Origin of the sequence: Arthrobacter jiangjiafuii (assembly GCF_018622995.1) — a bacterium.
Classification (GTDB): Bacteria; Actinomycetota; Actinomycetes; order Actinomycetales; family Micrococcaceae; genus Arthrobacter_B; species Arthrobacter_B jiangjiafuii.
In genome coordinates this window covers 1,144,681-1,158,266 of record NZ_CP076022.1, presented here as the reverse complement: position 1 = coordinate 1,158,266, position 13,586 = coordinate 1,144,681, and the positions used below count along the sequence as shown (strand labels likewise).

Sequence of the window (13,586 nt, the reverse complement as noted above, 5' to 3'; positions counted from 1 at the left end):
GCCGGCGGAATGTGTGTGGCGCTCAGGGCGCGACGGCGCGGGCCGGGCTAGCGGACGACGGCGGCGGCCACCGCTGCGGCGACGGCCGGTGCGACGCGCGGGTCCAGCGGACTGGGGATGATGCAGTCGGGGGCGAGGTCGTCGCCGACGAGGTCGGCAATTGCCGTGGCTGCGGCCACCTTCATGGCAGCGGTGATCCGGCGTGCGCCACTGTCCAGGGCGCCGCGGAAAACCCCGGGAAAGGCCAGCACGTTGTTGATCTGGTTCGGGAAATCGCTGCGTCCTGTGGCAACGACTGCGGCATACCGGGCCGCCACGACAGGGTGCACCTCAGGGTCGGGGTTGGACAGGGCAAAGATGATGCCTTCCGGGGCCATGGTCGAGAGGATGGCTTCATCCACGGTGCCGGAGGAGACGCCGATGAACACATCGGCGCCGGCCAGCGCCTCGGCGGCTGTGCCGTGCACGGCACGGGGATTCGTCCGTGCCGCCAGATCCGTCTTGACGGGCGTCAGGTCATCGCGGGCGGCGGAGAGGATGCCGCGGGAATCCAGCACCACCACATCCGCAATGCCGGCTTCCAGGAGGATGTTGGCGCAGGCGACGCCGGCTGCTCCTGCTCCGGAGATCACCACCCGCATGTTTTCCGGTGTGCGCCCGGTGACCCGCGCGGCGTTCCGCAGGGCCGCCAGCACCATGATCGCCGTGCCGTGCTGGTCGTCATGCATCACCGGGCAGTCCAGGGCTTCGATCAGCCGCTGTTCCAGTTCGAAGCAGCGTGGAGCGGAGATGTCCTCGAGGTTCACTGCGCCGAAGCTGGGGCGCAGCCGGACCAGGGTCTCGATGATCTCGTCCACATCCGTGGTGTCCAGGACCAGCGGAATGGAATTCAATCCGCCGAAGGCCTTGAAGAGCGCCGATTTCCCTTCCATGACCGGAAGCGATGCGGCCGGCCCGATGTCTCCCAGGCCTAGGACGGCGGTGCCGTCGCTGACCACCACCACCAGCCGGGAGGCCCAGGTGTGGCTGGCGGCGAGGCCCGGATCAGCGGCGATGGCGCGGCTGACCTGGGCGACGCCGGGCGTGTAGGCGATGGAGAGGGCGCGGCTGGAATCCAGTGGCAGCCGCGGCTCGACCGAGAGCTTTCCTCCCTCGTGCGAGGCGAAGATGTCTTCGGTACTGATGGGCTGTTGGGTGTTCACGCGTGCGGTCATGGCTCAAGCTCCTGTTCAACGGTGCCGGGAAGGGCCGCGCTCCGAGGGCCGGGTCGGACCGGTGTCGGGAAAGGCGCGGCGGAATCCGAGGGCGGGGCCACGGATTCGAGGCAACAGGATGGTTTGCCTGCAGCAGGCCGGGGGCGGGCTCCGGGGAATATCCAGAGCTGCCGTCAGCGGCGGACTACGGTGCCAGTGTAACCGGAATCACGTTTTCCAGCAGGCATTACATGTCGGTGCGGCCCCCCGCCCACGTCAGCTGCGGTTTCCGGTGCTGCGCCGGGAGGAAACGGCGAGAGGAAGCGGCGGAATTTTGCCCTGGTGCCGGCGCGGAATCCGCCAGAAAACGGGTCAAAAAAAGACTCCCCGGCCAGCATTTCAGCTGGCCGGGGAGCCTGTTTGCTCCTCCGACTGGACTTGAACCAGTAACCCTTCGATTAACAGTCGAATGCTCTGCCAATTGAGCTACGGAGGAAAGCGCGAGTTCTACTATACAGGCTTTTTGGGATGCCAGTGCACGGGGGAACGTGTTCTGGATCTCAACCGGTCCCCACTCACGGTTAAAAGGGAAGGACCCGCGTCCGGCAAGCTGCCGGACGCGGGTCCTTCCTTTTTGCTCCTCCGACTGGACTTGAACCAGTAACCCTTCGATTAACAGTCGAATGCTCTGCCAATTGAGCTACGGAGGAAAGCGCGTGTCCTACTCTACAGAGGTTTTGCGGGGAAGCGAAATCGGTGCGGTTGCGCGGATTTTGGCGCCTCCCCGCCGTCCGTCCTACTGGTCTTCGCGCAGTGCGCGGCGCTGCATTTCCAGCTCCATAAGTTCACGGTTCAGCTGCTGGAACAGGGCCGGGTCCGCGGACGGATCCAGCCGCTGCAGCTGGCCCAGCTTCTCGGCCTTCAGATGCGTGACCTGCAGTTCGAAGAGCCGGTTGAGGATGTCGCGGCAGTAGCGCGCCAGGCCGTCATTGTCGCGGGCGTGCAGCGGGGTGACCGCCAGTTCGCTGACGAAGTCGCGCAGTGTGTCGGGCAGTTCCTCGCGGACCTGTTCCACCCACTGGGCCGGAGCCGTTCCTGCGTGGCCGGCGGCAATGATGGCGTTGTGCACCGCCAGATAGGCCGGTACGGAGAAGCGGGCCGCCTTGAACCGCTCCCACTGCCCCTCGTCCAGCATTCCCGGCTGCTGCAGGGCAACCTCCAGTGCCTGGCGTTCCATCCGCGCGGCCGGGTCCCGCGGGTCGGGCCGCAGGAACGCGGGCTGCTCCAGGACCGGCTCCGGGACCTGCTGTGCAAAGCCACCCTGCTGCGCGAAGCCACCGGATTGGCCATGCTGCTGTCCCTGCGGCTGGTGGTTCTGCTGCCCCCGCCCGTCACGGGACTCGCGCTGGGAGCCGCGGGCGCCGTCGTGCCCTGCAACGCCGTGGGAAGAGACCATGCCGTGCGAAGCCTTGCCCTGCGGCTTGCCGTGCCCGGCACCCTCGCGCAGCCGCTTGCCGGCCGAGGCGACGGCGCGGGCCGCCTCGTCGACGTCGATGCCCAGCCAGCCGGCGAGCTCGCGGGCGTAAGCCGGGCGCATCGCCGGATCGCGGATCTCGGCGACCACCGGAGCGGCCGCGCGCAGTGCCTGCACCCGGCCTTCAACGGTGTTCAGGTCGAACTTGCGCAGCGTGGAGCGGATGGCGAACTCGAACAGCGGACGGCGGGAGCGGACCAGTTCGGCGACGGCGGCGTCGCCGTGCTTCTGCCGGATGTCGCAGGGGTCCATGCCCTCGGGGTCCACGGCGACGTAGGTCTGCGCGGTGAAGCGCTGGTCATCCTCGAAGGCGCGCAGTGCTGCCTTCTGCCCGGCGGCGTCGCCGTCGAAGGTGAAGATGACCTCTCCCCCGCTGCCGTCGTCGGAAAGCAGCCGGCGGGCGATCTTGACGTGGTCCTCGCCGAAGGCGGTGCCGCAGGTCGCGACGGCGGTGGTGATCCCGGCGAGGTGGCAGGCCATGACGTCGGTGTAGCCCTCGACGACGACGATCTGCCGCTCCTTGGCGATGGACCGTTTGGCCAGGTCGATGCCGTAGAGCACCTGGGACTTCTTGTAGAGCTGGGTCTCGGGGGTGTTCAGGTATTTGGGGCCCTGGTCGTCTTCGTAGAGCTTGCGGGCACCGAAGCCGATGACGGCGCCGGTGAGGTCGCGGATGGGCCAGATCAGGCGGCCGCGGAAGCGGTCATAGAACCGCGAGGCGTCGGAGCCGGTGGAGAACATGCCGGTGCCGGCGAGCTCATCACGGGTGAAGCCCTTGTCGGTGAGGTGCTTGAGCAGCGAGTCCCAGCCCTGCGGGGCGTAGCCGACGCCGAAGTGCGCTGCCGCTGCCGGGTCGAAGCCGCGCTCCTGCAGGAAGTCGCGGCCGGCCTGGGCTCCGGGAGTGCGCAGCTGGGTGGCGAAGAACTCGGCGGCGATCTTGTGGGCGTCCAGCAGGCGCTGGCGCTTGCCCACGTCTTCGCGCCGCGGGCCGGTGCCGCCGTCTTCATAGTGCAGCTCGTAGCCGAGCCGGGCGGCGAGCTTCTCCACCGTTTCGGAGAAGGTGCCGTGGTCCATCTTCTGCACGAAGGAGATGACGTCGCCGCTCTCCCCACAGCCGAAGCAATGGTAGGACCCCACCTGCGGACGGACGTGGAAGGACGGGGAGCGCTCGTCGTGGAACGGGCACAGACCCTTGTAGGAGCCGATGCCGGCGGACTTCAGCGTCACGTAGCCGTCAATAACGGCCTTGATGTCGGTGCGGGAGCGTACTTCGTCAATATCTTCGCGTTTAATCAGACCGGCCATGCATCCCAGTCTATTCTTCCTGTCCTAACGCCGCGGCGGGTGACGCGCGGCTCGCCCAGGGGGTCCGGTGCAGAAAGGTCCCGCACAAAGAGGATCCCGCACAGCCACCGGCCGCGCGGGATCCTCTCTGACTGCTACTGCGGATTACTGCTGATGGCTGCTGTCATCCTCCGCAATGTTGGCCCTGCGGCGGCTGGCCGCCATTGCGAGGCCACCGGCCAGGAGCAGTCCGGCTCCGGCGGCGAGGAAGCCGACGGTTCCGTTGGCACCGGTGGAGGGCAGATACGCACGGGTCGGCTTGACCGGTGCCGGGGTGGGTTTCGGCGTCGGAGCGACCACCGGGCTGTAGGTGTTGGTCACAACAGCCGTAACGGTGTCGCTGGCCGGCACGATGACCGGCTCCGGGACCTCCGATTCCACCAGCACGGTGGAGGTGGCGCCGGTACTGGACTCCGTCACCGTGCATTCAGTGCCCGCCGTCAGGCCTTCGTATTCGGTGGTCACCTCCCCCGTGGTGCCCGCCGGGATGGTGACCGTTTCATCCAAAGCGGACCCGTCCGTGCCGCACCGGACTTCCAGGACAACTTCTCCCTGGTTACCCGCTGCCGCCCCCGTGATGACCTTGCTGACCACCAGCGCGCCGGGGTTGAACCCGTACGTGTTGGTGACCGTCAGTTCCGCGCCGCCCGCAGCCGGGATAGTGACCGGATCGCTGATCACGGTGTCCACCGAGACCGTGGCGGTGGCTCCGCTTTCGGTTTCAGTGACCGTGCATTCCGTGCCGGCGGGCAGGTCCTCGAAGTTGGTGGTCACCGTTTCGGCGGTCCCGGCGGGGATGGTCACGGTTTCATTCAGGACCGATCCGTCCGGTCCGCAGGTCACCTGCAGCACTACCTCGCCCTGTGCTCCTGCCGCGTCACCGGCAAATTCCTTGGTAACCGCCAGCGTGCCGGGGGTAAAGGTGTATGTGTTGGTCACCGTGGCGGTGTCCCTGCTACCGGGGGTGATGGTGACCGCCGCCGGGAGCTCGGGGACAACCTGGACAAACTCGGTAGCCCCGGTGACCGGTTCAGTAATGGCACAGGAGGCGCCCGAGGGAATGTTCAGGAACTCCGCACCCACCTCTCCGGTCTGTCCCGCTGGGATCTGCGACGTCTCGAAGAATACCGTTTGCCCGGCCAGGGTGCAGAGGACGTCCACTTCCACCGCATCCTGGTTTCCGGCGGCCTCACCGGTAATCACCTTGGTGACGATGAGGGAGCCAGGGTTTTCCGTGTACGTGTCCGTCACGGTGGCCGTGGCAGTGATGCCTGCGGCGATGGTTACGGAATCAGGCAGATCCACCACCACGCCTATTTCGGTGCTCTCGCCCGTGACGGGTTCGGTGACGGCGCAGCTCGCGCCTTCCGGAATGCCGGTCAGGGTGCCCGCCGGAACGGTTCCGGTTGCACCGGCAGTGACGGTGAATTCACCCTCTGCGACAACTGCGCTCTCCAGAGTGCAGGTGACCTGCAGGGTGACATCGCCCTGCCGGCCCGCAGCCGCCCCCGCAATGGACTTGTTCACGACCAGTGCTCCGGGGTTGACCGTGTACGTGTCCGTGACCGTGACCTCGACGCCGTCACCGGCGGGAATGGTTACCGCCCCGCCCGCCGGGTCAGTCACGGTAACGACGGACACCGCGGTGGTCGCACCGTCCGCTGTCTCTGTGACCGTGCAGGTGGTCCCGGCGGGAAGGCCCGTAAATTCTTCAGTGGTGGGGTCAACGGTTCCGGCCGGGATGGTAATGGTTTGGTTCAGGCCGGAGGAGCAGGTCACCTGCAAAGTGACGACGCCCTGCCGCCCCGCACCGGTGCCGGCGATGTCCTTGCGGACCGCCAGTGTCCCGGCGTTGAAGGTGTAGGTATTGATCAGCGCCGCCGTGACACTTCCTGCGGCCGGAACCGTCACGGTCCCTCCCCCTGTCACCTCGACTGACACAGCCGTGGTCTCCCCCGTGGCGGTTTCCGTCACGGTGCAGCTGGTGCCGGCGTCGAGGCCGGGGAATTCGGCTGCCTCCGGAATGAGGGTTCCCGCCGGAATGGTGACAGTGGTGTCCAGTACGGTGGCACCGCCCAGAGTGCAGACCACGGAAATTGTCACGTCGCCCTGGGCGCCGGCGGCCTCGCCGATGTTGGTCTTGGTGACCACCAGCGTTCCCGGCGTGAAGGTGTACGTGTCCGTAACGGTTGCCGTTGCCGTTGAACCCGAGGGGATGGTGACAACGGTGGGCACAATGGTAGTGCTGACCTGCACACTGGCAGTGGTGCCGTTGGTAGGCTCGGTGATGGTGCAGGCGGTTCCCGCCGGAATGTCGGTGAAGGTCTCCGACGACGCCCCGGTGGATTCAGCGTCGATGTTGAAGGTGAACTGGTATCCCGGTCCGCAATCGATACTGATGACCACTGCGCCCTGGCTGCCGGCGGCCGGACCCTCTATTGACTTGGTAACCGTCAGGGACCCGACCTCGTAGAAGGTCGCCGTGGCACTGGCTGCGGAGCTCAGTTCCCGGGTGTCCGCGAGGATCAGTTTCTGGGCAGCGTCCAGCCCGGGTGTCGCCCCGTCGTAGAGGTACACATTGCCGGTGGGAACTGTCACCGTTGCCCGGGCACTGAAGGTGGCGGGCCCGGTGCCTCCACCCTCGCTCCGCACCCAGACCTGGGTGCCGCTGGCCACGGGGTTGGTGATTGGCACGGTGCCTGCGGCGTCGGCGAAGAGGCCGAAGCCGGCGCTGGCCGTCAAGGTGATTTCATCCGCCTCGGACGTCACGGTGTACGGTCCGGCCACCCCGGTCACCGGCGCTTCCGCACTGGCAGGCGTTATCGAGATATCGGGAGCGTCCGGTTCCTCCAGCGGCCCGGCCTCGATGGTGTCGTTCACGATCTGTGCAACCGGGGCATAGAGGTCGTTGGTGGGATTGACCACGTAGCCGTCCGTGAAGAACCAGATGGCGGCCTGCACGGCCGCGGCCTTCCTATTGTTGTCGGGACCGGCAGGGAGATTCGTACTCGGAAAGTAGGTGTTCAGGATCCGGTTCACATATCCGATATTGGGAACGTTGGATTCATCCCAGGTGCCGTTTTCATACCCGATGCCCACCCGTGTGGAGGTGCGCAGATCGATGCAGTACATCTGGGCCGTAGTGGTCCCGTCCACTTCCTGAGTATTGATGACCCCTGCGAAACCCACGGTCTCTCGCTCGTAACCGGCCGGAATGGTGGTGGGATACGCGTCGATGGGCCAGGTGGTCCCGAGCGGCGGCAGCGCCCCGGGGACGTTCCGTCGTCCTTCGCCCAGGGACGTGATCACAATGTCAGTGCCGGCGTCCGAGGCGGGAGCCTCGTTGGGAGGCGGCCCCGGATCGACCGCAGCCTGGACCGGCACCGCCAGGGGAACCGCCATCAGCAACAGGCCTGTCAGGAACACCAGGAAACGTCGCAAACGGGTCTTGCGATTCCCTGCCGGGAATCCGAAACGAATGCGGGGACGGAATACACGGGATTGCAGACGGCTCATCAGGATCCTCGGGTGCGCTAGTTCGTCCGGCATCTCCCGACAGTGGCTCGGGAGACTCTGAACGCCAAACGGTAACGGCCGGTGGCTCCCACGGCTAGAGAGCAGCCGGAAAATCCCTTCCTTCGACCCGGGGGCCGGGGCTACCAGAGCGCCGGAACCGGGAGGATCCCGCGTAGCCGGCAGCTACGCGGGATCCCCTCCAGGCCTGCCCGGATTCGGGTTTACTGCGGCCTACTGCTGGTCTGAACCACTGTCCTCCGCAATGTTGGCCCTGCGGCGGTTGGCCTTCAGCGCGAGTCCGCCCACCAGCAGAAGACTCGCTCCGGCTGCCAGCAAGCCGGTGATTCCCGCCGCTCCCGTGGAGGCAAGCTGCGTGCGGAACTGCTTCTCCGGAGCCGGGGTTGGCTGCGGTTTCGGTGTCGGAGCGATTACCGGGCTATAGGTGTTGGTGACGAAGATTTCCACCCCGCCGCGGGCAGGAATAATTACCGGGTCCGGCAGGTCAGCCATCACATTTACGGTACTGGTTTCCCCGCCCGTTGTTTCGGTAACGGCGCATTCGGTCCCGGCGGGAAGGTCCGCGAAAGTGGTGGTGACCGCTTCCGTGGTTCCGGCGGGAATAGTCACAGTTTCGTCCAGCACCGAACCATCCGGGCCGCAGGAAACCTGGAGCACCACCTCGCTTTGCCGCCCGGCAGCTTCACCGGCAATCACCTTGGTCACGGCGAGTTCACCCTGGGCGAAGCTGTAGGTGTTCGTCACCGTGGTGTTGATGGTTTCACCGGCGATGATTTCGATGTCGCCGGGCAAATCCGTGACCACGGTGACGACGTCGTTCTCCCCGGTGACCGGCTCGGTGACCGAGCAGACGGCGCCCTCCGGAATTCCGCTGACGGTGCCGGGAACGGTGCCTCCGGCTCCGGCTTCAATGGTGAGGTCCTGCCGGATTACTTCTTCTCTGCCCATGGTGCAGATGACTGTGACCGTGATGGGACCCTGCTCACGGGCCGCCGGTCCGGTGATCACCTTGTCGACGATCAAGGCACCGGGGTTCACCGTGTACGTATCAGTTACCACCACTTCCACGCCGTTGCCCGCCGGAATCGTCACCGTTCCGCCGGCAGGATCGACCACGGCTTCTACGCTGACCTGGGTTGTGGCACCGTCGGCGGTCTCCGTCACCGTGCAGGTGGTCCCGGCGGGAAGGCCCGTGAATTCCTCGGTGGTGGGTTCCACGGTCCCGGCCGCGATGGTGATGGTTTGGTTCAAGCCCGAGCTGCAGGTTACCTGCAGGGTCACCACGCCCTGACGGCCGGCCCCATCGCCTGTGATGTCTTTGCGCACCACCAGCGTCCCGGGGGCGAACGTGTAGGTGTCAGTGACCGTCGCCGTCACCGTGGTTCCGGACACGATGGTGACGTCGCCGGGCAGGATGGTGCTGACCTGGACGCTGTCGTTGCCTCCGTTGGTGGGCTCGGTAATGCTGCAGGCCGTGCCTGCCGGAATGTCGTTGAAGGTCTCCGACAGCGTCCCGGTGGTTTTGGCATCGATGTTGAAGGTGAACTGGTATCCGGGTCCACAGTCGATACTGATCACCAAGGCATCCTGGCTGCCGGCTGCGGGGCCCTCGATGGACTTGGTGACGGCCAGCGATCCCACTTCAGTGAAGGTAACGGACGCCGTCGCATTGGAACTCAGCTCGCGTGTGACCGCGAGGATCAGCTTCTGTGCGTTGTCCAGCCCCGTGGTCCCGCCGTCGTACAGATACACGTTGCCCGTCGGTACGCTGACCGCGGCCCGGGCAGAGATATTCGCTGGCCCCGTAGCTCCGGTATCGCTTCGCACCCAGACCTGCGTTCCGCTGGGCACGGGACTGTTCAGCGGTATCGTCCCCGCGGCGTCGGCGTAAAGGCTGAACCCTTCGTCCGTTGTGACCTCGATTTCGTCCGCTTCCGACGTCACCGTGTGCGGCCCGGCAACACCGGTCACCGGGGCTCCCGTGGCGGGGGGCGTGATCGCAATAGCCGGCGGATCCGGCTCTTCCAGTATTCCTGCCTCAATGGTGTCGTTCACGATGCCGGCCACTATCGGGTAAAGCGAGCTGTCGGGATCAACGATGTACCCGTCGGTAAAGAACCAGATGGCTGCCTGCACTGCGGCCGCCCGGGTGTTGTTGTCCAAGCCGGCGGGGAGATCCGAGCTCGGGTAATACGTGTTCAGGATCCGGTTGACGTAGCCGATGTTCGGCACGTTGGACTCATCCCAGGTTCCGCCGCCGTAACCGACATTGACCCGCGTGCTGGTGCGGAGGTCAATGCAGTACATCTCTGCCGTGGTGCCGTAGGCATCCTCGGTGTTGATGATGCCGGCAAACGAGACATTTTCACGCTCATAGTCCCCGGGGATGGTTGTTGGATAGGTGGCAACCGGCCAGGTGCTGCCAAGGGGCGGCAGCGCGCCGGACACCGCGCGTCCGCTGCCGAGGGAGGTGATCACGATGTCGGTGTTGGCGTTTCTCTCAGAAACACTGCCCCGAACAGGCTCGGGTTCGATGGCGGCCTGGGCCGGCGCCGCCAGGGGCGACGCGATCAGCAGCAGAGCCAGCACCATCCCCGCGAGGTTCCGGATCCGGGCCGGTCTGCGGGAGTATCTGACGAGTTGACGGCGGCGAAAGACAGGAGACAGGGGGCGCATGAAGGGTCCTCAAGACTGGTCCTGGTAGAGGTACCCCTGCGGCCAGTGGTAACCGAAGGGGTGGATGTTGCACCTCAGATCCTTCACCCTATTTAGGGTCCCTGCAGGTCAGCTAGGGGGCTCGGCCTTTTTGCGGGTGCCGTGCCCAAACCGGAGGCCCGGGGCTACCAGAGCGCCGGTACCGGGCCCACCAGCCGTTCGTGCAGTGCCAGTGCCGAACCGTCCGTGAGCGACGCCACCTGGTCGACGACGACGCGCAGCCGGGCGCCGTCGTCGGCCGCTTCCCGCCAGTCGGCGGCAAACATCGGCTCCAGGTGCCGGTCGCCGGTGGCCGCGAGCTGAGCCACGAGGGCGGTGAGGATTTCGCGCTGGCGTTCGTAGAGCGGCTGGCGTTGGTCGGTGGTCATCACGAAGGTGGTGGCCAGGCCCTTCATGACGGCGATCTCGAGCTGGGTCTCCTCGGGGATGACCATTTCGGCGTGGTAGCGGGTCAGCGGTTCGGTGCCGTAGATGCCGCGAGTGGCTTCCAGGGCGCTGTTGCAGAAGCGGCCGATCAATTGGCTGGTCATGTCCTTCAGGGCGGCCATGGATTTGCGGCTGCCGTCGGATTCCCGGACCCAGACCGGATCCGCCTCGAGACGCTTCAGCGCGTCCTCAATGGCGGCGCCGTCGGTGCCGGGCAGGTACCACTGCTGGGTGTAGCCGACCACGCGGGCCCGCTGGTCGGGGTTGTCCAGCCACTTGAGCTGCACGTGCCCGGCGACGATGGCGTCTTCGACGTCGTGCACGGAGTAGGAAATGTCGTCGGCCAGGTCCATGACCTGGGCCTCGAGGCAGGAACGGCCGGCGGGGGCGCCGTCGCGCAGCCAGTTAAAGACCGGCAGGTCGTCCTCGTAGACGCCGAATTTCGTGGTGCGGTGGCCGTTGACCAGCGGGGCGTCGGCGATGGACCAGGGGTACTTCGTGGCGGCGTCGAGGGAGGCACGGGTCAGGTTCAAGCCGGCCGGACCGCCGTCGGGCGCAATGATCTTGGGCTCCAGCCGGGTCAGCAGCCGCAGGGTCTGGGCGTTGCCTTCGAAGCCGCCGATGGCGTGGGCAATGTCGTTCAGCGCGGTCTCGCCGTTGTGGCCGAACGGCGGGTGCCCTAGGTCGTGCGAGAGGCAGGCTGCGTCGACGACGTCGGGATCGCAGCCCAGCGCGTTGCCCAGTTCGCGGCCCACCTGGGCGACCTCCAGGGAGTGGGTCAGCCGGGTGCGGACAAAGTCGTCGGTGTCCGGTGCCACGACCTGGGTCTTGGCACCCAGCCGGCGCAGCGCCGAGGAGTGCAGCACCCGGGCGCGGTCGCGGCCGAACTGGGTGCGGTTGGTGTTTTTGGCAGGCTCGGTGACCCAGCGTGCAAGGTCAACGTCGGTATAGCCTGCGGTTTGGAAAGCCTGCGGAAAGGTCATGGGTGTTTAGCCACCTGAAATGTTGAGTTCGGCTGCCGAAATGATGGACTTCTGCGCGGCGTTGAGCTCCCGCGATTCCAACCAGTTTTCCGGCAGTGCTGTCTTCTTGGGTGAACCGGCGCGCCCACGGGGGCCTTCGGCGTCGGCACCCGGGTACGGCGCCTCGGGATCCAGCTGGTCCAGCAGTTCGCGGAGAACTTCCAGCGTGGGCACGGTGGCCAGCTGGGCGCGCAGGTCCCCGCCCACCACGTAGCCCTTGAAGTACCAGGCCATATGCTTGCGGATGTCGCGCAGGGCCATCATTTCCCCGCCGAAGGTTTCCACCAGCAGTTCGGCGTGCCGGTAGACGCTCTCGGAGACTTCCTTCAGCCCCGGACGGTGCCGCACGTCGCTGCCTTCGAAGGCAGCCTGCAGATCCCCGAAGAGCCACGGCCGGCCCTGGCAGCCGCGGCCGATGACGACGCCGTCGACGCCGGTTTCGCGCACCATGGCGATGGCGTCCTCGGCGGACCAGATGTCGCCGTTGCCCAGCACCGGGATGTCCGGCAGGGCTTCGCGGAGTTCGGCGATGGCGGACCAGTCGGCTTTGCCGGAGTAGAACTGCGAGGCGGTGCGGCCGTGGAGCGCGACGGCGGCAACACCGGAGTCGCGGGCGATCCGGCCGGCGTCGAGGAAGGTCAGGTGGTCCTCGTCAATGCCCTTGCGCATCTTGATCGTCAGCGGGATGTTGCCCTTGGAGGCTTCCTTCACCGCGGTCTGGACGATGGCCTTGAACAGGTCCAGCTTCCAGGGCAGGGCCGAGCCGCCGCCCTTGCGGGTGACCTTAGGGACGGGGCAGCCGAAGTTCAGGTCGATGTGGTCGGCGCGGTCCTCCTCCACGAGGATGCGGATGGCGGCACCGACGGTCACGGGGTCCACGCCGTAGAGCTGGACGGAGCGGACCTTTTCGTCGTCGTCGTGCTCGATGATGCGCATCGACTCCGGCGAGCGCTCAACGAGGGCGCGCGAGGTGACCATTTCCGATACGTAGAGGCCGCCGCCGTATTCGCGGCAGAGGCGGCGGAAGGCCTTATTGGTGATGCCGGCCATGGGGGCCAGGATCACCGGGGTGTCAACGGTGATGGGACCCAGCTGCAGCGGGGGCAGCTCGAGCTTGAGTTCTGGGGATGAAACAGTCACACCCCCATTCTCGCAAGTCGGTGCAAATCCTGCTCGGGTGGTGTGGATTGGAGTTTGCGGGTGGGGTTCCCGGTCTGCGCGCAGCAGTTGCCGGAGGGGCGTTCTCGGCGGCCCGGAGCGGGTCACTTCGGGGAGAATTCGTCGGAGCTGCGTTCTGGGTCCGGAACCGGTCGCTTCGGGGATTGCAACGCATCCATGCAGTAGCCGGGCTATCCCTGCGTCCATAGTGCAGTTGCCGGGCTATCCCAGCGCCCATAGTGCAGATAAGGGGATCTAAGGGCGTTTTTCAGGCTCTGAAAGCCCCTGATCTGCACTATGGATTCCACAGGCCCCGTTATCTGCACTATGGACCCCCGCGGCTTAGCCTGGTGACCCCTAGACCGGGCATTGAACGGCGATAGTGCAGATATGGCGAGTATCCCGAATCCATAGTGCAGATACGGCGGCCTCAAGCCGGGCAAAGCCACCAGAAGTGCACTCTCAGCGGCCAGTTGCCGGGCAAAGCCACCATAGGTGCACTCTCAGCGGCCGGTTGCCGGGCAAAGCCACCAGAAGTGCACTCTCGACGGGCTGGTTCCCGGGCAAAGGCACCAGAAGTGCACTCTCGACGGGCTGGTTCCCGGGCAAAGCCACCAGAAGTGCACTCTCGATTCAGAGCGGGGCGAAGGGCAGCCGAAC

6 protein-coding genes and 2 tRNA genes are annotated in these 13,586 nt (G+C 66.1%); all 8 read right to left on the bottom strand.

What is annotated here, in order from left to right; genetic code table 11:
• Positions 1 to 47: 47 nt before the first annotated feature.
• The 8 genes from KKR91_RS05440 to dusB all read right to left on the bottom strand — a co-directional run bounded on the left by KKR91_RS05440 (position 48) and on the right by dusB (position 12,908).
• Positions 48 to 1,214, bottom strand: a complete 1,167-nt coding sequence (locus tag KKR91_RS05440; protein ID WP_210230493.1) for an NAD(P)-dependent malic enzyme — start codon at positions 1,212 to 1,214, stop codon at positions 48 to 50.
• Positions 1,215 to 1,616: 402 nt separating this feature from the next.
• Positions 1,617 to 1,689: transfer RNA gene (locus KKR91_RS05435), tRNA-Asn, on the bottom strand.
• 141 nt (positions 1,690 to 1,830) lie between these two features.
• Positions 1,831 to 1,903 (bottom strand) — tRNA-Asn (locus tag KKR91_RS05430).
• A gap of 86 nt (positions 1,904 to 1,989) precedes the next feature.
• A complete protein-coding gene (dnaG, locus tag KKR91_RS05425; protein WP_210230491.1) occupies positions 1,990 to 4,032 on the bottom strand; it encodes a DNA primase in 2,043 nt (680 codons plus the stop codon).
• A gap of 144 nt (positions 4,033 to 4,176) precedes the next feature.
• Entirely contained in the window at positions 4,177 to 7,512 is a 3,336-nt protein-coding gene (locus KKR91_RS05420; protein ID WP_215057287.1) for a thioester domain-containing protein, read from the bottom strand.
• A 306-nt stretch (positions 7,513 to 7,818) separates the two neighbouring features.
• Positions 7,819 to 10,197 (bottom strand): thioester domain-containing protein, encoded by a 2,379-nt coding sequence (locus KKR91_RS05415; protein WP_210230487.1) that lies wholly within the window; start codon positions 10,195 to 10,197, stop codon positions 7,819 to 7,821.
• A gap of 248 nt (positions 10,198 to 10,445) precedes the next feature.
• Positions 10,446 to 11,729: a deoxyguanosinetriphosphate triphosphohydrolase gene (locus KKR91_RS05410; RefSeq protein WP_210230485.1), complete on the bottom strand. Its 1,284-nt coding sequence runs from the start codon at positions 11,727 to 11,729 to the stop codon at positions 10,446 to 10,448.
• Between the two features lie 6 nt (positions 11,730 to 11,735).
• A complete protein-coding gene (gene dusB / locus KKR91_RS05405) occupies positions 11,736 to 12,908 on the bottom strand; it encodes a tRNA dihydrouridine synthase DusB (protein ID WP_210230483.1) in 1,173 nt (390 codons plus the stop codon).
• Between the last annotated feature and the right edge of the window lie 678 nt (positions 12,909 to 13,586).